General features: G+C 67.2%; 17 protein-coding genes. 9 read left to right on the top strand and 8 right to left on the bottom strand.

The genetic code is table 11. The features are described 5' to 3' along the window. Positions 1 to 73: 73 nt before the first annotated feature. Positions 74 to 196, bottom strand: coding sequence for a hypothetical protein (locus GST15_RS12915; protein WP_267902539.1), 123 nt, complete (start codon positions 194 to 196; stop codon positions 74 to 76). 247 nt (positions 197 to 443) lie between these two features. Between GST15_RS12915 and pgaB the strand changes: the two genes are divergently transcribed. Genes pgaB through pgaD form a run of 3 tightly spaced genes read left to right on the top strand, consistent with a single transcriptional unit; the run spans position 444 to position 4,265 of the window. Then, positions 444 to 2,474 carry a poly-beta-1,6-N-acetyl-D-glucosamine N-deacetylase PgaB gene (gene pgaB, locus GST15_RS04295; RefSeq protein WP_159016002.1) on the top strand — a complete coding sequence of 677 codons (2,031 nt, stop codon included), beginning with the start codon at positions 444 to 446 and terminating at the stop codon, positions 2,472 to 2,474. Positions 2,475 to 2,479: 5 nt separating this feature from the next. Then, positions 2,480 to 3,778, top strand: a complete 1,299-nt coding sequence (pgaC, locus tag GST15_RS04290; RefSeq protein ID WP_159016001.1) for a poly-beta-1,6-N-acetyl-D-glucosamine synthase — start codon at positions 2,480 to 2,482, stop codon at positions 3,776 to 3,778. Next, on the top strand, positions 3,771 to 4,265 hold the full coding sequence (gene pgaD / locus GST15_RS04285; RefSeq protein WP_159016000.1) for a poly-beta-1,6-N-acetyl-D-glucosamine biosynthesis protein PgaD: 495 nt from the start codon (positions 3,771 to 3,773) through the stop codon (positions 4,263 to 4,265). Before pgaC ends, pgaD begins: the two co-directional genes overlap by 8 nt. 36 nt (positions 4,266 to 4,301) lie before the next feature. Here the strand turns inward: pgaD and GST15_RS04280 are convergent, their stop codons facing one another. Continuing rightward, a complete protein-coding gene (locus tag GST15_RS04280) occupies positions 4,302 to 4,823 on the bottom strand; it encodes a c-type cytochrome (RefSeq protein ID WP_159015999.1) in 522 nt (173 codons plus the stop codon). Between the two features lie 263 nt (positions 4,824 to 5,086). Between GST15_RS04280 and GST15_RS04275 the strand changes: the two genes are divergently transcribed. Then, a complete protein-coding gene (locus GST15_RS04275; RefSeq protein WP_159015998.1) occupies positions 5,087 to 5,563 on the top strand; it encodes a YbhB/YbcL family Raf kinase inhibitor-like protein in 477 nt (158 codons plus the stop codon). A gap of 97 nt (positions 5,564 to 5,660) precedes the next feature. Next, a complete protein-coding gene (locus GST15_RS04270; RefSeq protein ID WP_159015997.1) occupies positions 5,661 to 7,091 on the top strand; it encodes a M20/M25/M40 family metallo-hydrolase in 1,431 nt (476 codons plus the stop codon). Positions 7,092 to 7,139: 48 nt separating this feature from the next. Here GST15_RS04270 and pruA read toward each other — a convergent pair whose 3' ends face one another. The 3 genes from pruA to GST15_RS04255 all read right to left on the bottom strand — a co-directional run bounded on the left by pruA (position 7,140) and on the right by GST15_RS04255 (position 11,524). After that, entirely contained in the window at positions 7,140 to 8,777 is a 1,638-nt protein-coding gene (gene pruA, locus GST15_RS04265; protein WP_159015996.1) for an L-glutamate gamma-semialdehyde dehydrogenase, read from the bottom strand. A 157-nt stretch (positions 8,778 to 8,934) separates the two neighbouring features. Beyond that, the gene (gene dinB, locus GST15_RS04260; RefSeq protein ID WP_159015995.1) at positions 8,935 to 10,044 is read right to left on the bottom strand and encodes a DNA polymerase IV; all 1,110 of its coding nucleotides are present in this window, start codon (positions 10,042 to 10,044) and stop codon (positions 8,935 to 8,937) included. A 76-nt stretch (positions 10,045 to 10,120) separates the two neighbouring features. Beyond that, positions 10,121 to 11,524, bottom strand: coding sequence for a GntP family permease (locus tag GST15_RS04255; RefSeq protein ID WP_159015994.1), 1,404 nt, complete (start codon positions 11,522 to 11,524; stop codon positions 10,121 to 10,123). 172 nt (positions 11,525 to 11,696) lie between these two features. Between GST15_RS04255 and GST15_RS04250 the strand changes: the two genes are divergently transcribed. Both GST15_RS04250 and GST15_RS04245 read left to right on the top strand, forming a co-directional pair. Next, entirely contained in the window at positions 11,697 to 13,943 is a 2,247-nt protein-coding gene (locus tag GST15_RS04250) for a TonB-dependent receptor (RefSeq protein WP_233263044.1), read from the top strand. Between the two features lie 132 nt (positions 13,944 to 14,075). Continuing rightward, a complete protein-coding gene (locus GST15_RS04245) occupies positions 14,076 to 17,432 on the top strand; it encodes a hybrid sensor histidine kinase/response regulator (protein WP_159015993.1) in 3,357 nt (1,118 codons plus the stop codon). 73 nt (positions 17,433 to 17,505) lie between these two features. Here GST15_RS04245 and GST15_RS04240 read toward each other — a convergent pair whose 3' ends face one another. Together GST15_RS04240 and GST15_RS04235 are read right to left on the bottom strand one after the other, a co-directional pair. After that, complete coding sequence (locus GST15_RS04240; protein ID WP_159015992.1) at positions 17,506 to 18,171, bottom strand: response regulator transcription factor; 666 nt, start codon at positions 18,169 to 18,171, stop codon at positions 17,506 to 17,508. A 16-nt stretch (positions 18,172 to 18,187) separates the two neighbouring features. Next, a complete protein-coding gene (locus GST15_RS04235) occupies positions 18,188 to 18,952 on the bottom strand; it encodes a 3-hydroxybutyrate dehydrogenase (RefSeq protein ID WP_159015991.1) in 765 nt (254 codons plus the stop codon). 106 nt (positions 18,953 to 19,058) lie between these two features. Between GST15_RS04235 and GST15_RS04230 the strand changes: the two genes are divergently transcribed. Both GST15_RS04230 and GST15_RS04225 read left to right on the top strand, forming a co-directional pair. Beyond that, the gene (locus GST15_RS04230) at positions 19,059 to 20,888 is read left to right on the top strand and encodes a 3-hydroxybutyrate oligomer hydrolase family protein (RefSeq protein WP_267902538.1); all 1,830 of its coding nucleotides are present in this window, start codon (positions 19,059 to 19,061) and stop codon (positions 20,886 to 20,888) included. Between the two features lie 64 nt (positions 20,889 to 20,952). Next, positions 20,953 to 21,201, top strand: coding sequence for a hypothetical protein (locus GST15_RS04225; protein WP_159015989.1), 249 nt, complete (start codon positions 20,953 to 20,955; stop codon positions 21,199 to 21,201). 165 nt (positions 21,202 to 21,366) lie between these two features. Here GST15_RS04225 and GST15_RS04220 read toward each other — a convergent pair whose 3' ends face one another. After that, a complete protein-coding gene (locus GST15_RS04220) occupies positions 21,367 to 23,280 on the bottom strand; it encodes a potassium transporter Kup (RefSeq protein ID WP_425482192.1) in 1,914 nt (637 codons plus the stop codon). Positions 23,281 to 23,340 lie beyond the last annotated feature (60 nt).

Below are 23,340 nucleotides of genomic sequence, written 5' to 3'. Positions count from 1 at the left end.
GGAAACGGACGTGGCGGTCATGGGCGGCAGGATCGGGCTGGGCGTCATGCGGTGGACAGTGTGGTGTTGCGCGTCAAGGCACCATGAATCGACTGGGCGCGCGCTGCTGACCATTCACGGGCCACGCGCCGATCGCCCAAGGCACTGACGCATCGCGTGGCATGCGGTTCAGGTTGTCGATGTCGCTGGCGATCATCAACGCATCCAGGACCGGCCTGGCTGCGGCGGCATCCCAGCGCCGCAGAGCGCTGCACCTGCCACGAATGGGGCCGCCGGATTACAGGATCGTAACGTTGGGGCGGCGGCCTGCCGCGATAAAATCCGCCGTGGACGCGCACGGACGTGCGTTGTCACCTGGTGCTGGCGTCCCGCCCGCATCGATTTCGATGTCCCGGGCGGGCCTCGCCCGACACACGTCCGTCGGCTCCCGCGAGAGAGTAGTGATGTTCCGCGATTCCGTTTCCCGGCTGATCGTCCAGCTGCTGGCAGGCTGCTGCTTGTTGGCGTGCGCGTCGATTGGCATGTGCACCCCACCGGTCAAGCTCACCATCCTGAGCTACCACGAGATCGCCGAGCGCAGCGATGCGCTGGCGCCCCTCTATACGGTGACGCCCGCCAATTTCGCCGCGCAGATCCACTGGCTGCGGGACAGCGGCCATCACTTCGTCAGCGTCGATGACGTCCTCGCCGATGCGCGGGGCAGCAGACGGTTGCCCACCGATGCGGTGCTCATCACCTTCGACGACGGCTACCAGTCGGTCTACACGCAGGCGTTCCCCATCCTCAAGGCGATGAAGGTGCCGGCGGTGATCGCGCTTGTCGGCAGTTGGCTGGATGCCAAGGGATCGGTCGACTTCGATGGCAGATCGGTGCCGCGGTCGGACCTGCTGTCGTGGGACGAAATCCGCGAGATGACGCGCAGCGGCCTGGTGGAAGTCGCCAGCCACACCTACGACCTGCATCGCGGCATCGTGGCCAATCCGCAGGGAAACCTGGAGCCCGCCGGGACCGCGCGCCAATGGCTGCCGGCAAGCCGCCGCTACGAGGACGAGGCGAGCTACCAGCGGCGCGTCAGCGCGGACCTGCGCCGCAACCAGCAACTGCTGAAGTCGCACCTCGGCCGCGCGCCGCGCGTGATCGTCTGGCCGTACGGGCGCTACAACGTCGAGACCACGCGGATCGCGCGCTCGCTGGGGATGCCGGTCGGGCTGACGCTCGACGACGGTCCCGACACCGCGCAGGTCCCGCTGGAAGCCCTGCGTCGCGTCCTGGTCGAACAACCCATGTCGGTCGCCGACCTGCAGCGCGACATCACGTTGCGCAACACCTTCGTCATCGATGACGGACGTCCGGCCAAGGTCATGCACCTGGACCTGGACTACATCTACGACCCGGATCCGCTCCAGCAGGAAAAGAACCTCGGTCGCTGGCTCGATCGCATCATCGCGATGGGCGTCAACACGGTGTACCTGCAGGCGTTTTCCGACCCCGACGCCAATGGCGCGGCCGACGCGGTCTATTTCCCGAACCGCCACCTGCCGATGCGAGCGGACCTGTTCAACCGCGTGGCCTGGCAGATTTCCACGCGCACGCAGGTGAAGCGCGTCTATGCATGGATGCCGGTGCTTGCATGGCAGCTGCCCGACAGCGACCCTGCCGCGCAGGACCGCGTGGTGACGCTGCCCAATGTTGCCAATCACCTGGCGATGGGCTATCCGCGGCTGTCGCCGTTTTCACCGCGTGCGCGGCAGGCGATCCGCGAGGTCTACGAAGACCTCGCGCGTGACGCGACGATCGACGGCATCCTGTTCCACGACGACCTGACGCTCTCGGACTACGAAGATGGCAGTCCCTGGGCGTTGAAGGCTTACCGCGCATGGGGACTTCCCGCGTCGGTCGCCGCCATCCGCGGAAGCGACGCGCTGTTGACGCGCTGGTCGCGGCACAAGACGGCGTACCTGGACGCATTCGCCAAGGAACTCGCGCAGGTCGTGCGCGACGAGCAGCCGGGCTTGCTGACCGCGCGCAACCTGTACGCGCAGGTCGTGCTCAACCCGAAGTCGGAAGACTGGTACTCGCAGTCGCTTGCCGGTTCGCTAGCCAACTACGACTACACCGCGATCATGGCGATGCCCTATATGGAGCAGGCCGCCGATCCAGCGGCATTCCTCGATGCGATCGTCCGCAAGGTCGCCGCGCAGCCGAACGGATTGAAGAAGGCGGTGATCGAACTGCAGACCGTCGACTGGCGCAGGCAGGACGCACCGATACCCAGTACGGAACTGGCCGACACGATCCGATCGCTTTACGCGCACGGCGTGTTGAACGTGGCCTATTACCCGGACAACCTCTACCGGAACAACCCGGACCCGGCAGTGCTGCGCCCGGTGTTCGACAGCAAGCCCGACAAGCCGCGAGCGCCAGCGATGGCGGCCCGGCACGCGGGTGCGGCCGCGGCCGCGGCCGGACGGTGACGATCATGGCGCTCGCGCTGGTCCACACGCTCTGGCTCGGCTTGCAGGGCTTCGTCTACTTCTACCCGTTGTTCATGTCTTATCTGTGGATGATGGGCGCGGCGTTGTTCTACTGGCGGTTCGAGCGACGCGACGTGGCAACCGTCGGCCAGCTCCCGACGCCGTCGCTGCCGCCCGTCAGCATCCTGATCCCGTGCTTCAACGAAGGACCGCATGCCGAGGAAACCATCCGCCATGCGCTGGCGACCGACTACCCGGAGTTCGAGGTGGTTGCGATCAACGACGGCAGTGGCGACGACACGGGATCCATCCTGGATGCGATGGTGCCGCTGCACCCCCGCCTGCGCGTCGTCCACATGGGCAAGAACCAGGGCAAGGCGATGGCGCTGCAGGCCGGATGCCTGATGGCACACCACGAGCTGCTGCTCTGCATCGACGGCGACGCCTTGCTGGACCCGCAGTGCGCGCGCTGGATGGTCCGGCATTTCGTCGGCGACGCCGACGTGGCGGCCGTGACCGGCAACCCGCGCATCCGCAACCGTTCCACGCTGCTGGGCCGGCTGCAGGTTGGCGAGTTTTCATCGATCGTCGGCATGATCAAGCGCGCGCAACGCACCTTCGGCCGGTTGTTCACGGTCTCCGGCGTGATCACCGCTTTCCGGAAATGCGCGCTGCATGACGTCGGTTACTGGAGCGCGGACATGCTGACCGAGGACATCGACATCACGTGGAAGCTGCAGCGCGCTGGCTGGGACATCCGCTTCGAGCCGCGTGCGCTGGTCTGGATCCTGATGCCGGAAACCCTGCGCGGCTTGTGGAAGCAGCGGCTGCGCTGGGCGACGGGTGGGGCGCAGGTGCTGCTCAAGAACCTCGACGTGGTCGCCCACCCGCAGCAGAACCATCTATGGCCGCTGCTGCTGGAGTTGTGCCTGAGCCTGCTGTGGTCGTACCTGATGCTGGCGCTCACCGTGATCTGGCTCGCGGGCCTGGTGCTGCCGCACGGCATCGTGCCGCTGATTGGATCGCCGCTGATCCCGCGCTGGAGTGGCGCGCTGCTGGGCACGACCTGCCTGCTGCAGTTCGCCATCAGCAAATGGCTCGACAGTCGTTACGACCACCAGCTCGGTCGCAATTACTACTGGATGGTGTGGTATCCACTGGCATTCTGGCTGATCAACATCGCAGCGACCGTCGTGGCCTTTCCGCGTGCGCTCCTGCGCAGGAGCGTCCGCGCGCGGTGGGTGAGTCCGGATCGGGGCGTGCACGTGCGCAGTGGAACGGCAATGGGGGAGACACATGTTTGACACCTTGATCATCAACGCGCGCCGGGATCTCGGCTGGGGGCGGCGCGCCGCTTCAGACCTGTCCACCGCGATGCTCTGGATCGGCTGGATCCTGTTGTGGGCACCCGTGTTCCGCAAGTTGCGGGAGGTTGTCCGCCTGCACCTGCAGTTCGAACTGGCCGCCCGGGAAATCCTCGAGATGGTCACGCCCATTTCAGTGGTGCACTCGGTGATCGCCCTGCTCGGGACGATCACGCTGCTGCTGTCGTGGTCGCTGCTGCCCAAGCGGCGCGTGGCCCACGCCCACGCCGCGTTGACGTCCGTGGACCATGCGCGTCATTTCGGCGTCGACGAGCGCCAGGTCGCTGCCGGCCTGCAGAGTCGCATCTGCGTGGTTCACCACGATGACGATGGCGCCGTCACCGGCATCACTGCGCAATACCCGTTGGTGCAGGTGCCGTCGATGCCAGTGACGCTCGTCCGGATCCCGCAGCGCGAGGCGGCCTGATCGCGGGGTAAGCGCAACCCCGCCGGCGCAGCCCGGTTATTGCGCCGGGTTTGCGTGCGCAAGTTGCTGGTACTGCGCAGGCGACATCCCCGGCAGCTTGCGCAGGAACGCCACGGCGCTCCAGATTTCGGCATCCGTGTGGGTCTTCCCCCAGGCCGGCATCGCGCTCATCTTGATGCCGTGCTTGATGATCCAGAATGCCTCGGCGGTGTCATCGATGCCGTCGGTGGACAGGTCGGGCGGCTGCGGATACAGGCCGGTCCGCAATTCGGACTGCGCGACACCGGGCGCGAGGTGGCAGCCCGTGCATCGGGTCGAATACAACCGCGCCCCCTGCGCTATCTGCGCTGGCGATTCCAGGTCGGGGACGACGATATTCCGCGAATACGCCTTGGTGGCGTTGTCGCGCAGGTTCTCCAGCAGCGTGAGGGTCAGCGGTGCATGCGGCGCGTCAGCGCCCATGTTGTACATCCCGGACCGGACAAAGACAGTCGCGCCGATCCCAAGAACGACCAGAAGGCCCAGCAGGACTGCAATCAATCGGGTGGGCGTCGACATGTCGGTACTCAGCAGCCAGGGGAACGCCAGCCTGCACCATCCGGGGTAGTCGCCGCGTTCACGTGCCGGCCTGCGTGTCGACGCCGCCGCCGCCGCCGCTCGTCGGTGAGCGGCCCGCCAACACGGATTGCTGACGCCTGTCGTCCTAGGATCGGCGGCGGTTCCTGGTGGATATCACGATGCGCGTCGGGCGAGGTTGGTTGGCGGCTGCAATCGCGGTTGTCCTTGCGATTCCGCTTGGCAGCAGTGCAAAGGAGGCTGCGATGACGCTGACCCTGGCTTCGCCTGCGTTTGCGCCGGGTGCGCCGATGCCCACCCGCCATACCTGTGATGGAGACGAGCTCTCGCCGGCGCTGCAATGGTCAGGCACGCCATCCGGCACCAGGAGCTTCGCGCTCATCGTCGATGACCCCGATGCTCCCGATCCCGCCGCGCCCAGGCGGACCTGGGTGCACTGGGTGCTGTACGACATGCCTGCGAACGCGCATGCGCTTCCCGAAGCGGTGGATGCCGCGCAGCTCCCTCCCGGGACGCGGCAGGGCGTGAACGACTGGAGTCGCACCGGCTACGGCGCCCCATGTCCGCCGAAAGGCCGCCACCGCTACGTCTTCAAGTTGTACGCACTGGATCGCACGTTGCCGGACCTGCACAAGCCGGATAAGGCGCAGCTGCTCAAGGCGATGGAGGGGCATGTCGTCGCCCACGCGGAGTTGATCGGAACGTACCAGCGCGGCCGTTGAGCCCTGGGTTCATTTCTCCCTGATCTTCGATTCAGTTCGCAGGTCAGCGGGAGGGGCTGTGCGATCATCGATGGATCGACCACCCGGGGAGTAAAAGATGGAATTGCGTGCATTGACCGTTGGCGTTGCGCTGACGCTGGGTGCGGCTTCATCCGTTGTGCTGGCTGCTCCCGCCAGTGATCCGACCGAGCCGGCGTTTCGCGCGCTGTACAAGGAGTTGGTGGAAGTGAACACCACCCGTTCGGTCGGCGACTGCACGCAGGCCGCCGAAGCGATGCGCAGGCACCTGCTCGATGCCGGCATTCCCGAAGCCGACACGCAGGTGATCGCGCCATCGGATCGTCCCAAGGACGGCGCGCTGGTCGCATTGCTGCGCGGCAGGGATGCATCCCTCAAGCCATTGCTGCTGTTGGCGCACATCGACGTCGTCGAAGCCAGGCGCGAGGACTGGGCGCGCGATCCGTTCAAGCTGGTCGAGGAGGGCGGCTGGTTCTACGGGCGCGGGTCGAGCGACGACAAGGCCATGGCGTCCGTGTTCACCGACAACCTTGTCCGCTACCGCAAGGAAGGCTACGTGCCGCGTCGCGGCATCAAGCTGGCGCTGACCTGCGGTGAGGAGACGCCGGAGGTCTTCAACAGCGTGCACTGGCTGACGACGGACAAGCCGCAGGTGCTGGATGCGGCATTCGCGCTCAACGAAGGTGCCGGTGGCGAACTCGATGCCAAGGGCAAGCCGGTCGCGCTGCAGGTGCAGGCCGGCGAAAAGGTCTACCAGGATTTCGACCTGTCGATCAGCGACGACGGCGGCCACAGTTCTCGGCCGAAGAAGCACAACCCGATCACGCAGATGGGTGCCGCGCTGGCCAGGCTGGGCGCGTACCAGTTCCCCGTCGCCATCAACGAAGCGACGCGCGGGTATTTCGAGGCGCAGTCGAAGCTCGTCGATCCGAAGGTCGCGGCCGATATGCGCGCAGTCCTGGAAAACCCGAAGGACGATGCTGCGATCTCGCGCCTGTGGGACGCCAATCCCAGCTGGAACGGCATGCTGCACACCACCTGCGTCGCCACGATGATCAATGGCGGCCATGCGCCCAACGCCTTGCCGCAGCATGTGTCGGCCAACGTCAACTGCCGCATCCTGCCCGGCGAGCACGTTGCCGATGTGCAGAAGACGATCGTGCGCGTGCTGGCCGAGGGGGCGATCACGGTCGCGCCCCATGGCGAGATCGGGGTCTCCACGAAGGCGCCACCACTCGGCGCGGACATCCTCGGCCCGGTGCGCGATGTCGCCGACACGATCTGGCCGGGCGTTGCGATCGTCCCGACCATGTCGACCGGCGCCACCGACGGGCGCTACCTCAACGCCGCCGGCGTGCCGACTTACGGAATCTCCGGGATGTTCCATGACGCCGAAGGCAGCCATGCGCATGGGCTCAACGAGCGCATCCGGGTGAAGTCGCTGCTCGATGGGCGCCAGTTCCTCTACGAACTGGTGAAGCGTTACGCCGACGCGCCAGCCGGAAAGTAACCGGCCGCGGGGCTGGCCATGGTGGCCAGCCCCGGCGGCGATGCGCGATTACGGCCTGTCGTCATCCATGAACGGATAGGCGTACCGCGTTGCCGGCACGAAGGTTTCCTTGATGCTGCGCGGGCTGATCCAGCGCAGCAGGTTGAGGATCGATCCGGCCTTGTCGTTCGTGCCCGATGCGCGCGCACCGCCGAAGGGTTGCTGGCCGACGACGGCACCCGTTGGCTTGTCGTTGATGTAGAAATTGCCGGCGGCATTGCGCAGGTGGTCCATCGCCTGTTCGATGGCATGACGATCCTGCGCGAAGACCGCGCCGGTCAGTGCATACGGACTGGTGCGGTCGACGATGTCGAGCGTTTCCAGCCATTTGTTCTCGTCGTAGACATGCAGCGTCAGCACCGGGCCGAACAACTCGTCGCGCAGGGTCCGGTAGTCCGGATTGGTGGTGACGATGATCGTCGGGCGCACGAAATAACCTTCGGAATCGTCGTAGCCGCCGCCGACGAGGATGTCCGCATCGCTCGCTGCTTTCGCCTCGTCGATCGCGGCCTTCTGCGTCCTGAAGCTCGACGCGTCGATCACCGCGCCCATGAAGTTCGAGAAGTCGGCGACGTCGCCCATGCGGATGCCGTCGACCTGCGACACCAGCGCATCCTTGATCAGGGGCCAGATGTTGCTTGGCACGTAGACACGGCTGGCGGCGGAGCATTTCTGCCCCTGGTATTCAAACGCGCCGCGCACGATCGCCGTCGTGAGTGCCACCGGATCGGCGCTGGGGTGGGCAATGATGAAGTCCTTGCCGCCGGTCTCGCCCACCAGGCGCGGATAGCTTTTGTAGGTGTCGATGTTGTCGCCGACCGTGCGCCACATCTGGTGGAACACCTTGGTCGATCCGGTGAAATGGATGCCGGCCAGGTGTGGGCTGGCGAGCACCGGGTTGCCGATGTCGGCGCCGCTGCCGGTGACCAGGTTGATGACGCCGTCCGGAAGCCCGGCTTCCTTGAACAGCTGCATCAGGAAGTGCGCGCTGTAGACGGACGTGCTCGCTGGTTTCCACAACACCGTGTTGCCGCACAGTGCGGGCGCGGTCGGCAGGTTGCCGGCGATCGAGGTGAAGTTGAACGGCGACACCGCGAACACGAAGCCTTCGAGCGGACGGTGCTCGAGTCGATTCCACATGCCCGGTGAGCTTTGCGGCTGCTCGCGCAACACCTGCTCGTAGAACGCGACGTTGAAGCGGAAGAAGTCGATCAGCTCGCAGGCGCTGTCGATCTCGGCCTGGTGGCAGGTCTTGCTCTGGCCAAGCATGGTCGCGGCGTTGAGGACGTCGCGATACGGCCCGGCCAGCAGGTCGGCGGCCTTGAGGAAGACCGATGCGCGCGCTTCCCACGGCAGGCCCGCCCAGTCCTTCTGCACGCGCAGTGCCGCGTCGATTGCGGACTGCACTTCGCCGGCGCCGCCCTGGTGGAATTCGCCCAGCACATGCGCATGCCGATGCGGCATCACCGCGCGGCCGAGCTTGCCGGTACGGACCTCCTTGCCCGCGATGACCAGCGGCATCTCGGTCTGCGTCGCCGACAGTTCGCCCAGCGTTGCCTTCAGGCTCGCGCGCTCGGCCGACCCCGGAGCGTAATTCCTGACCGGCTCGTTGATCGGGGTCGGGACTTTGGAGATGGCAAGGGACATGGCGGGCTCCGGAGCGCGAAACGCCCATTGTAAGCGGCGCGCCGGACTCGCCAAATGGCGCCTATTCGTCCTTCAGCGCCTCGACCTGACGTAGCCCGGGTAAGCGAAGCGCACCCGGGATTGCCGTTGACCGATGCCCCGGGTGCGGCCTTCCGCCTCACCCGGGCGACGAACTTCCCTCAGCGAACAACTCCGTCTGTGGATCGAAGGCATGCGGGTCGCTGAATCCGGATACCGCCACGCCGACCAGCCGGTAGCGGGTGCGCGATGGCAACCCGACGCGTTCGCGCAACCCGCAGGCCGCGTCGACCAGGTCCTCGAGCGATGCCGGTCGTCCCGGCGTCGTCACGCTGCGGGTCAGGATGCGGAAGTCGCTGGTCTTGAGCTTCAGCACGACCGTTCGCGCCAGGCGCCCGGGTGCCTGCTCGAGCTCGCGCTGGTAGCCGGCCCAGGTTTTCTCCGCCAGACGCGCGATGTGCGGCGCCAGATCATCAAGCAGCAGGTCGCTGGCGAACGTGTCCTCGGCCGAGATCTGCAGCGTGGGCCGCTCGGAGACCACGGGGTGTTCGTCGATCCCGAATGCAAGCTCGTGCAGCCGGCGCCCCCAGCGGCCGAATCGTCGCTCCAGGTCGTCCCGCGCGAACGTCCGCAGATCGCTCACCGATCCGATTCCGAGCCCGGCCAGCCTGGCTTCCATCACGCGACCGACGCCGGGCAGGCGGCCGACCGGCAACGGCGCCAGGAAATCGAGCACGTCATCCGGGCGCACCACGAACAAGCCATCCGGCTTGCGGAAATCCGACGCGATCTTGGCGACGAACTTGTTCGGCGCAACACCCGCCGATGCCGTCAGGGACGTCTCCTCGCGGATCGCCGCGCGGATCGCCTGCGCGGTGGCCGTCGCCGTCGGCAACGGCGTCCTGCACACGGTGACGTCCAGGTAGGCCTCGTCGAGCGACAGCGGCTCGACCAGTTCGGTATGCCGCTCGAAGATCTCGCGGATCTGTCGCGACACCGCCTTGTAGCGGACGAAGTCCGGCGGGACGAAGATCGCCTGTGGACACAGTCGCTCGGCGCGCACCGCCGGCATTGCCGAGCGCACGCCGAAGGTCCGCGCCTCATACGACGCCGCGCACACGACCGACCGGTTGCCCCGCCATGCGACGACCACCGGGCGGCCACGCAGGCTGGGGTCGTCCCGCTGCTCGACCGACGCGTAGAACGCGTCCATGTCGACATGGATGATCTTGCGGGGCAGGGCGGGCACCCGCCGATTTTACGGCGTTGCGGGCCTTGTTCCTGGTATCCCTGCCGGCTGTGCGGGCGACGGCGTCGCGTTGGCGTCAGACCACCCCGGTCGCCTGGAAAACGCCGATCACCACCAGCACGGCAAGGGTCTTGATGATGGTGATGGCGAAGATGTCCTTGTACGACTGGCGATGGCTCAGTCCGGTGACCGCGAGCAGGGTGATCACCGCGCCGTTGTGCGGCAGCGTGTCCATGCCGCCAGATGCCATCGCGGCAACGCGATGCAGCACCTCCATCGGGATTCCCGCGGCGTTGGCGTTGGCAATGAAGGTGTCCGCCATGGCCGCCAGCGCGATGCTCATGCCGCCCGATGCGGACCCGGTGATTCCGGCAAGCGCCGTGACGGTGACGGCTTCATTGACCAGCGGATGCGGGATCGCGGCCAGCGCATTCGCAAGCACGAGGAAACCGGGCAGGGCGGCGATCACCGCGCCGAACCCGTATTCGGATGCGGTGTTCATCGAGGCCAGCAACGCACCGCCGATCGCGGGCTTGCTGCCTTCGGCAAAGCTCGCCAAGACCGGCTTCCACGCGAATGCGATGACACAGGCGATGCCGACCAGCAGCGCACCCTCGACCGCCCAGATCGCCGCGACCTTGGAAACCTCCTGCACGACTGGCTCGGCCTTGCCGATGATCGTGGGGGCGAAGCCGACGTGCTCACCGTAGAAACGCGGGATCCACACGGTGAACAGCTTGTTGGCGACGCCGACCAGGACCAGCGGCAGGATGGCGACGAGCGGGTGCGCCAGCGTGGTTCCGGCGAAGGGGGCCGGCTCGTTGCGCAGCGTGGCGGGGTCGCCATAGCCTTCGCCCGCGCGCGCCGCGATGCGTCGGCGCCACTCCAGGTAGGCGATGCCCGCAGCGAGGATGAACACCGCGCCGATCGTTCCCAGCCAGGGCGCAGCCCATGCATTGGTGCCAAAGAACGACGCGGGAATGATGTTCTGGATCTGCGGGGTGCCCGGCAGCGCGTCCATGGTGAAGGTGAAAGCCCCCAGCGCGATGGTTCCCGGGATCAGGCGCTTGGGGATGTCGCCCTGCCGGAACAACTCGGCCGCGAAGGGGTACACCGCGAAGACCACGACGAACAGCGACACCCCGCCATAGGTCAGCAGTGCGCACACCAGCACGATCGACAGCATCGCGCGTTGTGCGCCGACGACGCGGATCGTGGCCGCCACGATCGCCTTGGAGAATCCGGACAATTCGATGACCTTGCCGAAGATCGCGCCCAGCAGGAAAACCGGGAAGTAGAGCTTCAGGAAACCGACCATCTTGTCCATGAACAAGCCGGTGAACATCGGCGCGACCAGCGACGGATCGGTCAGTAACACCGCGCCCAAGGCGGCGATCGGGGCGAAGAGGATGACGCTGTGGCCGCGATAGGCGATGAACATCAGGAAACACAACGCGGCCAGCACGATCACGAACGCCATTGCTCGATCCCCGCCCGCATCGGGCCGCTTGCATGAAGTGCGAGTGTCCGCAGCGCGCGCCAGGCGGCCCATTGTCCGAAGGTACGATGCGGCGCCGGTGCGCCGACCCCTAGGCTGCGTGTGGGCGGCCGCCGGGGCCGCGGGCACTGGCACACCTCATGGGGATCCGACGATGCGCAACAGATTGAACCGCAGCACCTTGAGCCTGGCTGTCGCGTTGGGCCTCGCCGGTCCGGCCGCATTCGCGCAGCAAGCCGCGCCGGCCCCCGCCGCGAACGCGACATCGACGCTCGAGGCGGTCAAGGTCACCGCCCGCAAGCGCGAGGAAACCATCAAGGACGTTCCGGTCGCGGTGACGGCCTTTACCCCGGAGACGCTCGACAAGCTCAACATCCGCGACATTGGTGATCTTGATACGCAGGTGCCGAACCTCACCATCTATGCCGCGCGCGGTTCCAGCAGCACCGTGACCGCCTACATCCGTGGCGTCGGCCAGTCCGATCCGCTGTGGGGCGTCGATCCAGGCGTCGGCATCTACCTCGATGACGTCTACGTCGCGCGTCCACAAGGTGCGCTGCTGGACGTATTCGACGTTGGCCGCGTCGAGGTGCTGCGTGGGCCGCAAGGCACGCTGTACGGCAAGAACACCATTGGCGGCGCGATCAAATACATCTCGCGCGGGTTGTCGAAGGACACCGAAGGCTTCGCCGAGGCGACCGTCGGCAACTACAACGAGCACGACTTCAAGGCCGCTGTCGGCGGCTCGATCGGCGGCAGCGACGGCGCACTGCGCGGCCGCATCGCGGTCGCCAGCCTCAACCGCGATGGCTTCGGCCACAACCTCATCACCGGCGAGGACGTGAGCGACAAGAACATCGACGCTTTTCGCCTCAATCTCGGCGCGTACATCAGCGACGACCTCGATGTGCAGTTCGCCGCCGACTGGATGGACGATCGCTCGGGCGTCCGGGGCGCGCAGATGCTGGCGCCCAATGCGCTGCAGCCGATCTTCTTCCCCACCCAGGGGCCGTACCTGCCGCTCGACGATCGCTACGACGTGCGCAATGGCATGCCCAACGTCAACGACACGCGCCTGCAGGGCGCATCGGCGACGGTGAACTGGCGGGCGAACGACAACTGGGCCATCAAGTACATCCTCGCCAAGCGCGAGTCCAACACCGAGACCAACATCGATTTCGACACGACGCCATCCCCGGTGGCCGACGTCAAGGCGTTCTACCGCGACCAGCAGGTCAGCAATGAGTTGCAGGTGAACTACGACGCCGGTGGTCGCGCGCGCGGGGTGATGGGGCTGTATTCGTTCGACGGCGAAGCCGGCGGGCAGGTGCTCAACAACTTCTTCAACTTCCTGTTCGGCGACACCCACGGCACCGTCTACACCAAGAGCCTCGCGGCCTACGCCGACTGGACATTCGACCTGAGCAGCCGCTGGAGCCTGGACGTCGGGGCGCGCTACACCGACGAGGACAAGCATGCGGTGGTCCTCAACCGCAGCTACAGCAACGGAACCTACACAGTGCCGACCGCGGTCGTTGCCAACTTCGACAAGACGATCAACTTCAAGAACGTTTCGCCGAAAGTCTCGCTCGATTATCAACTGACCCCCGACATCATGGTCTATGGCCTGGCGTCGCGCGGCTTCAAGTCCGGTGGCTACAACATCCGCGCGCAGTCCGCATTCGTGCCGCGCTCGGCGGAACCCTTCAGCGACGAGTCGGTCGACAGCTACGAAGTCGGCAGCAAGATGTCGTTCCTGGACCAGACGCTGATGCTCAATGCCGCGCTGTTCCACAACAAGTACAAGGACATCCAGTTGTCGGTGTTCACGGCCTACGACAGCAATGGCGACGGCACGGAGGACGCATTCTTCGGGGACTTCACCAATGCCGGCGCAGGCACGGTCAATGGCGCCGAGTTCGAATACCAGTGGCTGGCGTCGCCGCACTGGGCCGTCTCGGGCAACGTGGCCTGGCTGGATGCGAAGTACGACGAATACATGTTCAAGGGCGTCAACATCGCCGACCGGCAGAAGTTCACCAACGCGCCTGATTTCTCCGGCGCCATCAACCTGGAGTACCGCACGGACCTGGCCAACGGCGCCAACCTGGCCGCGCGCGTGGGTTACGCGTACCAGAGCGGGGTCGTGGCGACGACGGAGATCACCGAGGATCCCGTCACCCATGTCCGCACCAATCCGATCACCCAGGACGGCTATGGCCTGCTCAATGCCGGCGTCATCTGGCGGTCCGGTGGCCCGTGGATGGTGTCGCTGCAGGGCACCAACCTGACCGACAAGACCTACCGCACGACCGGCTACGTGATCCCGGCACTGGGCGTGCGCACCGGCTTCTATGGCCCGCCGCGGCAGGTCACGCTCAGCGTGCGCTACACGTTCTGACTTGGGGTGGGGCCGCGGCACCCGCGGGCTGGCGCGGGTGCTGCGGTATTCTCCGGGTGACAGCGCGTCCGTCGACGCAACGATGGCCGATGCCTTGATGAACCACCGGTCCAGCCAGATGTCGTCGCGCCGATGCTGAGCATCGGCGTCGTCGTTTTCGCCGCGGTGCTGTGGCTCGGACTGTTGTTCGGCACCGGCGTCTATGGCGAGCGGCACCCGCGCGTGCTCGCCAGGCACTGGCATCACGTCTATGCCTTGTCGCTGGCGGTGCACTGCACGTCGTGGACGTTCTTCGGCACGGTCACCCAGGCCGCACGTTACGGCTGGCCGCTGCCGCCCACCTTCGTCGGCGCGATCCTGCTGTACGTGCTGGCGGCGGGCTTCATGGCCCGGCTCGTGCAGTTGTCGCGCGAGACCAATGCGACGTCGATCGCCGACTTCATCGCCACCCGCCTGGGCAAGGATGCCTGGCTCGCCGCCACGGTGACGCTGGTCGCGGCGCTTGGCCTGATCCCGTACATCGCGCTGCAGCTCAAGGCGATGGCGATGAGCTTCGCGATGCTCACCGCCCACGGGACGACGGCAGCATCGCCGGCGTGGCACGACAGCGCGCTGTACGTCGCGCTGGTGATGGCGGTGTTCGCGATGCTGTTCGGCACGCGGCGCGCCAGCGCGGCCGAGCATAACCGCGGGCTGGTGCTGGCGATGGCATTCGAGTCGGTCTTCAAGCTGGTGGCGATGCTGGCGGTGGGCGCATTCGTCTGGTTCGGGCTCGACGCCTTGCCGCAGGTGCCGGCACCGCCACCGCCACCGCCACCGCCACCGGTGGGCGGCTTCGCGTCCCTGATGCTGCTGGGTGCGTTCGCGATGTTCATCCTGCCGCATCAGTTCCACGTGGCTGTCGTCGAATGCCGCGATGCAGGCGCGGTGCGCACCGCGCGCTGGCAATTCCCCTTGTACCTGCTGCTGATCGCCCTGCCGGTGCTGCCGCTGGCGCGCGCCGGCGAGGCCCTTCTCGCCCAGCGTGGGATTCCGTCCGACCTCTACGTGCTGGCGTTGCCGCTGTCGCAGGGGCAGCACGGGTTGGCGCTGTTCGCATTCCTCGGCGGATTGAGCGCCGCCACCGGCATGGTGGTCGTCAGCACGCTGACGCTCAGCCTGATGATCGGCAACCACTGGCTGGCGCCGGGCCTGCTGCGCGGTCTCTGGTCGCGCAACGACGGCGGCGATCTTCGCGGGCACGTGCTGGCGCTGCGGCGCGTTGGCATCATCGCGATCATGCTGCTGGCATGGGCCTACAGCCGCCTGGTCGCGGGCAGCGAGGCGCTGGCGGACGTCGGCGCGGTGTCGTTCTCCGCGTTGGCGACCCTGGTCCCGGCGCTCGGGTTCGCCGTGTGGCGTCCGCAGACACCCGCGCGCGCCGCGATCGCCGGCGTGCTGGCCGGCTTCGCGGTCTGGTGCTGGGTGATGCTGTTGCCGATGGCCTTGCAGGCACGCGGTCTTGCACCGACATGGCTCGCGCACGGGCCGTTCGGGTGGGAGTGGCTGTCGGCCGACGGCCTGTTCGGCCTGACCGGCTGGAGCCGGGTCGCGCGCGCGGTGGGCGCCAGCCTGTTCGTCGGCACCGTGGCGACCCTGGTTGCGATGTTGTGGCGACGCGAAGCGCCGCGCCGCTCGCAACGTGGACTCGATGCTCAGACCTTGCGCGACGCCGGCCTGCGTTTCCTGTCGCGCGAGCGCGTCGAGGAAGTGTTGCTCGGCGCGCCCGCGACGGGTGCGGTTTCACCAGTGATCGAGGCGGCACTGGAGCGCGAACTGGCCGCCGTGCTCGGCTCGGCTTCCGCCCGCGTGCTGCTCGATGCCGCGCGGCGCGAGACGGGCCATCTGGACACCGTTGCCGCGATCGTGGGGGAGGCATCGCGCGACCTGCGTTTCAACCAGCGCCTGCTCGAGGCTGCGCTGGAGAACATGAGCCAGGGCATCAGCGTGGTCGATGCGCAACTGCGGCTGGTAGCGTGGAATCATCGCTACGCCGAGCTTTTCGGCTATCCCGAGTCGCTGCTGCAGGTCGGGACGCCCATCGCCGAGCTGGCTCGCTGGGCCTTGCTCAGCGTGCCGCCCAAGGAGGGACAGCGGACCGCGCTGCAACGGCGCCTGGCGCACATGCGCGCCGGCACGCCGCACCTGACGGAGCGCGTGTTCCCGGATGGCAGCATCGTCGAGATCCGGGGCAACCCGATGCCCGGCGGCGGCTTCGTGGCGACCTTCACCGACGTCACCGCGTTCCGCCGCACCGAAGCTGCGTTGCTGCAATCCAACGAAACACTCGAGCAGCGCGTCATCGCGCGCACCACCGACCTGGAAGCCGCCAAGCGCGATGCCGAGCGCGCCAACGACGCCAAGAGTCGCTTCCTCACCGCGATCGGCCACGACCTGCTGCAGCCCTTGCATGCGGCGCACCTGTTCACCGATGCGTTGTCGCAGCAGCTCGATGATCCGCGCCAGCGCGATTGCGTGGTGCAGGTCCGCGGCGCGCTGGATTCGACCACCGACCTGCTCACCGGCCTGCTGGACATGTCGCGGCTGGAAGCGGGGGGGCTGGTCCCGGAGCGGCGTCCATTCGCGCTGGCCGATGTGCTGGTTCCGCTGGTCTCGGAGTTCGGCGTGCTGGCCGCCGAGCGCGGACTGCGGCTGCGCCATGTGCCCACGCGCGCCTGGGTGCACACGGATCCGCAACTGCTGCGGCGCGTGCTGCAGAACTTCCTGGCCAATGCAGTGCGCTATACCGAGCGTGGCAGCCTGCTGCTGGGCGTGCGGCGGCGCGGCGGCAGGCTGCACATCGAGGTGCACGACACCGGCGCCGGCATCGTGCCCGAGCAGCAGGCCATCATCTTCGAGGAATTCCGCCGCGGCGATGATGCGCCAGGACTGGGGCTCGGGCTCGGCCTGGCGATTGCCGAGCGCATCGCGCACTTGCTGGAAGCGCCATTGCACCTGCGCAGTCGCGTTGGTGTCGGCACCGTGTTCGCGTTGTCGCTGGAAGCCGCGCCCGCGGCCATCGCCGTGGGCGCGGCTTCCGCGGTGAAGCGTGGCGGCTTGGCAGGGACGCGCGTGCTGGTGCTCGACAATGAGACGCCCGCGCGCACCGGGCTGCGGCTGTTGCTCGAAGGCATGGGTTGCATCGTCGACGACGCCGCCGATGGCGAGCGCGCCGATGCGGCGTTGCGCCACATGCCCGCGGATCTGTGGTTGTTCGATTACCACCTGGATGCCCGCGACACGGGGGTCGCGGCGTACCACCGGCTGAGCGCGGACCATGGCGCGCGGCCGGCGGTCATCCTCAGTGCCGACGCCGGCCCGCTGGTGCGCGCCGCGGTGCACGAAGCGGGGCTGCCCTTGTTGATGAAACCGCTGAAACCGCTGGCACTGAAGTCCGTGCTCGACCGCCTGCTGGCGGCCCGCAGCGCGCAGGCCCAGCCTTCGAGCTGAGAGACGCGGTAGAGCAGGGGGCCGCGCGCCTCTGCGTGGCGCGCGATTGAATGCTTCGGCCGAAGGTCGCGGCTCAGTCTTCGAGCAGGCGCGCCGGATCGGTGAGTTCGAGTTCCCGCAGCACCACGCCCGCCTGGGTACGGTTGCGCACGCCGAGTCGTTCGAAAATGGCGGTCAGGTGCGCCTTGACGGTGCGTTCCTGGATGCCCAGCCGGTCGGCGATCTGTTTGTTGAGCAGGCCTTCGGCGACCAGCACCAGCACCCGGAACTGCTGTGGCGAAAGGCTGGCCAGGCCGGCGGCGAGTGCGGCGTCGCGCGGTGAGGAGCGGGCGCTGGAGACGGCGCCGCGCAGCACGGCGGGAAGCCACTGCTCGCAGCCCATCACGGTGCGGATGGCCTCGCGCAGTTCGTCCAGGCCCGTGCTCTTGGGCAGGTAGCCGGCGGCGCCATGATCCAGCGCGCGACGCACGACACGCGGATCGTCGTTGGCCGATACCACCACCACCGCCACGCCGGGGTGCTGGGCGCGGATCGCGGCCAGGCCGGCGAGTCCATGGTTGCCCGGCATGTGCAGGTCGAGCAGCACCAGGTCGATGCCGGGCTCTGCTTCCAGCGCCGCGAGCACGCTGTCGAGCGAGTCGGCCTCGCGCACCTGCAGGTCGGCCACCGCATCGGCGGCGGCGCCACGCAAGGCGGCGCGGAACAGCGGGTGGTCGTCGGCGATCAGCAGCGTCGGCATTGCCGGCGGCAGCCTGTCATTGGATCGTCCAGCCGCCGTCGACATCGATCGTGTGCCCGGTGATGTTGCGCGCCGATGGCGACATCAGGAAGTCGGTGATGCCAGCGAGTTCGTCGAAGCCGATGAAGACGCCCTTCGGCATCGGCTTCAGCATGACCTCGCTGACGACCTGCGATTCGGGGATGCCGCGCGTGCGCGCCTGGTCTGCGATCTGCCTGTCCACCAGCGGCGTCTTCACGTAGGTGGGGCAGATGGTGTTGATGGTGATGTCGGTGTCGGAGGTCTCCAGCGCGATGACTTTGGACAAGCCCAGCAGGCCGTGCTTGGCGGCCACGTAGGCGCTCTTGTAGGGACTGGCGACCAGCGAGTGGATCGAGCCGATGTTGACGATGCGGCCGAAACCGCGCGCGCGCATGCCAGGCAGCACGGCCTGGGTGAGGCGCGCCACGCCCACCAGCATGACCTGGACGAGGAAGTTCCATTTGTCGATCGGGAAGTCTTCCAGCGGCGCCACGTGCTGCAGCCCGGCGTTGTTGACCAGCACCTCGACAGGTCGCGACACGGCCGCCAGCGCGGCGGCGACACTGTCGTCGGCCGTGACATCGAGTACCAGTGCTTCCGCCGAGCCGCCCTGGGTGCGGATCGCGCTGGCGACCGACCCGGCCGCATCCGCGTTGAGGTCGGTCACCACGACGTGGTGCCCGGCCTTGGCGAGCTCGGTGGCAATGCCGGCACCGATGCCGCTGCCGGCGCCGGTGATCAGGATGCAGCGTGCCGTCATGTGCGTCTCGCGCAGGTGTCCGGTCGCTAGCCTAACAGCGGGCGGAAGCCCTGCATCCGGACGAAAGTACGATGCACGCCGGGCGAGTGCTTGCTAGTTTGGGCGAATGACCAGACTTCGCGCCGCCACCCGGGTTGTCCTTCTCTGCTGCCTTTCCGCCTGCGCCGCACAGCCGCCGCGACCTGCCGTGGAGCCGTCCATGTTCACCAGCCTTCGCACCACCATCCATCGCGACGACGGGGACGACCTGCTCACCGCTGGCCTCGGACTCGCCGGCCTTGCCGGGGCGAAGCCGCCGGCGTTCGCGGATCCTGCGCATCCCACGCCGGCGGAGCTGCGGCGACGCGCGATCTGGAGCAACTGGCGCGGCATCGCCGACCTGTCCGCCGACGGCGGCTACGGCACGTTGTACGGCAGCACCACGCGGGTTCCCGGGCGCGAGTTCTCGGCCTACGCCCGCATCCCCGGCGCCCACCAGCCGCATCGCGTGCTGGTGCAGGTACCTGATTCATTTGATGCGCGGAAGCGCTGCCTGCTGGTCGCGCCATCGTCCGGGTCGCGCGGCATCTACGGCGCGATCGCCGTCGCCGGCGCTTGGGGCCTGCCGAAAGGTTGCGCCATTGCCTACACCGACAAGGGAACCGGCACAGACTACTTCGACCTGGACAACCAATCCGGTGCAAGGGCCGACGGCACAGTCGGCGCCCTCGGCAGTGCCGACGATCTGGCATTCGTTCCCGACGCCGGTGTCGGCGCCAGCGGAGTCGCCGTCAAGCACGCGCATTCGCAGGACAATCCGGAAGCCGACTGGGGTCGCCACGTCCGCCAGGCCGCGGAATTCGCGCTGCAGGCGCTGGACGAAGCATTGCCGCAATCCGCGCCGTTCACCTTCGCCAACACGCGCGTGATCGCCGTCGGCATCTCCAACGGCGGCGCGGCAGTGCTGCGCGCGGCGGAGCTGGACAGCCCCGACGGTTGGCTGGATGCGGTGGTCGCGGGCGAGCCGATGATCGCCTCGCAAGGCGGGCGCGCGTTGTACGACTACGCCACCGAAGCGGCGCTGTTGATGCCCTGCGCGTTGCTCGATATCGCGGATCTGCCGAAGTCGCCCTTGTCGGCGCAGGCGGCAGCGGCTGGCGCGCAGCGCTGCGCGTCGCTGGCCGCGGCGGGCCTGCTGCAGGGCGGCGACGCGAAGGCCCAGGCGGCGTCGGCACACGCAGTCCTGCGCCGCAACGGCTGGACCGATGCTGCTCTGCATGCGGGCGCGTTGTCGGTGGATTTCGACATCTGGCGCGCGGTCGCGGTGACCTATGCATCGGCGTACGGCCGATACGGCGTTGGCGAGCATCCCTGCGGATATGGATTCGCGGCGCAGGAGCGCGACTTGTCCGCGCGCGCCGCGACCGATGCGGAGCGCGCGGCATGGTGGGCCGACAGCAGCGGAATTCCGCCGGGAGCCGGGGTCGGCATCATCGATCCGCGCTCCGCGGCACCGGATCCTTCGCTTGCGGGATTGCAGTGCCTGCGCGCGTTGTGGGACGGGTCGGGCAACGATGCGGATCGCGTGCGCCGTGGCATCGCCGAAACCCGCGCGTCGCTTCCGCGCGCTGGCCTTCCGGTGATCGTGATCCACGGACTCGACGACGGCCTCGTGCCGCCAGTGTTCAGCAGTGCCCCCTATGTCGCGGCGGCCCAGGCTGCGGGCCGTGACGTGCGCTACTGGCAGGTGCGCAACGCACAGCACTTCGACGCCTTCCTGGCGTTGCCGGACTATGGCGCGCGCTACCTGCCACTGCTGGCCTACGTCTACGCCGCGCTTGACCGCGTGGCGGCAGCTGGCGGCAGTGGCGGAACGCTGCCGGCCGACACCGTGATCCAGACGGTGCCGCGCGGGGACAAGCCGATGACGATGGACAACCTGGCGCTGCCCCGATAGCGCAGGATGCCGGTATGCCGGACCGCTTCGGCGAACCACGTTGAAACATCGCAGGGGGAATGACTTGGGAAGCCTGTTCTGGATTCGCCGCTACCTGACGGTGTTCGTATTCGCCTTCCTGGTCATTGCCGTGGCCCAGCTGCTCAAGGGCCACACGAATCGCTACGCAGTGGTTCAGGGCCTGATCTGGGCCGCCGTCTCCGCGAGCATCTTCACCGGCTCGCGCATCTGGCAGTCACGCCGCGGCCGTCATTGCGCGTTGTGTCGCGACACGCCGGAGATGCTGCAGAAGTCGGGGGCGAAGCCGGACTGACCTGCGCGTGCGTTGGAGGGCAGCGCAGCGTCCGCCTCCACCGTTGTAGCCTGGGTAAGGCCAAATGCCGCACCCGGGAGCGGGGATCGTCGGTGATCCCGGGTGCGCTGCGCTTACCCGGGCTACGTCACTGTGTCGCGATGCCCCGGGATGCGGGAGCAAGCATCAGATCTCCACTGGCGCGCCAAGTTCGACCAGGCGTGTCGTCGGGATGCGGAAGAAGTCCGTCGCCGGCGACGCATTGCGATGCATGAAGCCGAACAGGTGATCCCGCCATGCGGGCATGCCGTGCCTGCGCCTGGAGACGATGCTTTCGCGACTCGCGAAGTAGGTGGTGTCCATGGGATCGAAGCAGACGCCGCCGTTGTCCGTGGACTGCATCAGCGCCAGCGGCACGTCCGGTGTCTCCATGAAGCCGTATCGGACGATGGCACGATGGAAATCGTCGCCGATGGTGTCGATGGACAGTCGGGATGCGGGGGCGACGGCCGGCACGTCCATCGTCTCGACCGTCAGCAGCACGTTGCGTTCGTGCAGGACCTTGTTGTGCTTGAGGTTGTGCAGGAGCGCCTTTGGCACGATGCCTTGTTGCGCCGTCAGGAACACCGCGGTCCCACGCACGCGCATGGGCGGCGACAGCATCAGTCCGGGCAGGAAGGTATCGAGCCGCAGGCCGTCCTTGAAGATCTCGGCCTGCAGCAGGCTTCGCCCATGGCGCCATGTCCGCAGCAGGGTGAACACGACGATGCCGATCAGGATCGGGAACCATGCGCCATCCATGAACTTGACGAGGTTGGCGAACAGGAATGCGACGTCCACCAGGACGAACAGCGCTGCCAATGGCCAGAACAGTGCCGGGGGAATCACGGCGCGCTGGCGCATGGCCACGATCAGGATGATGCTGGTGAGCAGCATGGTCCCGGTGACGGATACGCCGTAGGCGGTCGCCAGCGACGTCGAGCTTCCGAAGCCGACCACCGTTGCGATCACCGCCAGCATCAGCATCCAGTTGATGGCCGGGATGTAGACCTGGCCGATCGTTTCCCTGGAAGTGTGGCGGATGGCCATGCGTGGCAGGTAACCCAGCTGGATCGCCTGGCGCGTCGCCGAGTAGGCGCCGCTGATGACGGCCTGCGACGCGATGACGGTGGCAGCGGTCGCCAGCCCCACCATCGGATACAGCGCCCAGGCCGGCACGCCGATGTAGAAGGGGTTTTCGACCGCGTGTGCATTGGCGAGCAGCAACGCGCCCTGGCCGAGATAATTGATGGTCAGCGCGGGCAGCACCAGGAAATTCCACGCGGTCTGGATCGGGAGCCTGCCGAAATGCCCCATGTCCGCGTACAGGGTTTCTCCACCCGTCACGGCCAGGACCACCGCGCCCAGGATGAAGATCCCATGCCAGCCGTGGCTTGCGAAAAAGTGGAATCCCCATGTCGGGCTCAGCGCCAGCAGCACTTCCGGATTGCCGCTGATGTTGCGCACGCCGATGACGGCCAGCGCGAGGAACCAGAGCACGATGACTGGTCCGAACGCGCGCCCGATGGTGCGTGTTCCAAATCGTTGCGTTGCAAACAGCGCCAGCAACACCACCAGCGTGAGTGGCAGCACCCAGCGATGCAGTTCGGGTGCCGCGACCTGCAGGCCTTCCACCGCCGACAGGACGGAGATCGCGGGTGTCAGCACGCCATCGCCGAAGAACAGGGCGACGCCGAACACGCCCAGGATGCCGATCATGTACGCAGCCCTGGAGCCTGCCGGCAGGGTCCGCTGCGCCAGTGCGGTCAGGGCCATGATTCCGCCCTCGCCATTGTTGTCGGCCCGCATGATCACCATGACGTATTTCACCGTGATCACGATCACCAACGACCAGAACACCAGCGAGAGGATGCCCAGCACGGTGGCGTGATCCGGCGTCAGGCCGTAGTGCGGGGAGAACGCCTCCTTGATGGTGTACAGCGGGCTGGTGCCGATGTCGCCGAAGACGACACCGATCGCCCCGAGCACCATCGCGCCGAAGCGCGTTTGATGGCCTTGCTGCAAGGAGGCGGGAGCGTCGATTGTCGCGGTGCTGTCCATGTCGATCGGTCGTTCGGGCGGTGTGGCACAGTGTTTTCCGGATCGCCGTAAAGGCGAAAG

The organism is Cognatiluteimonas profundi, assembly GCF_009792795.1.
Taxonomy (GTDB): domain Bacteria; phylum Pseudomonadota; class Gammaproteobacteria; order Xanthomonadales; family Xanthomonadaceae; genus Cognatiluteimonas; species Cognatiluteimonas profundi.
This window is presented reverse-complemented; position numbering and strand designations above follow the sequence as displayed.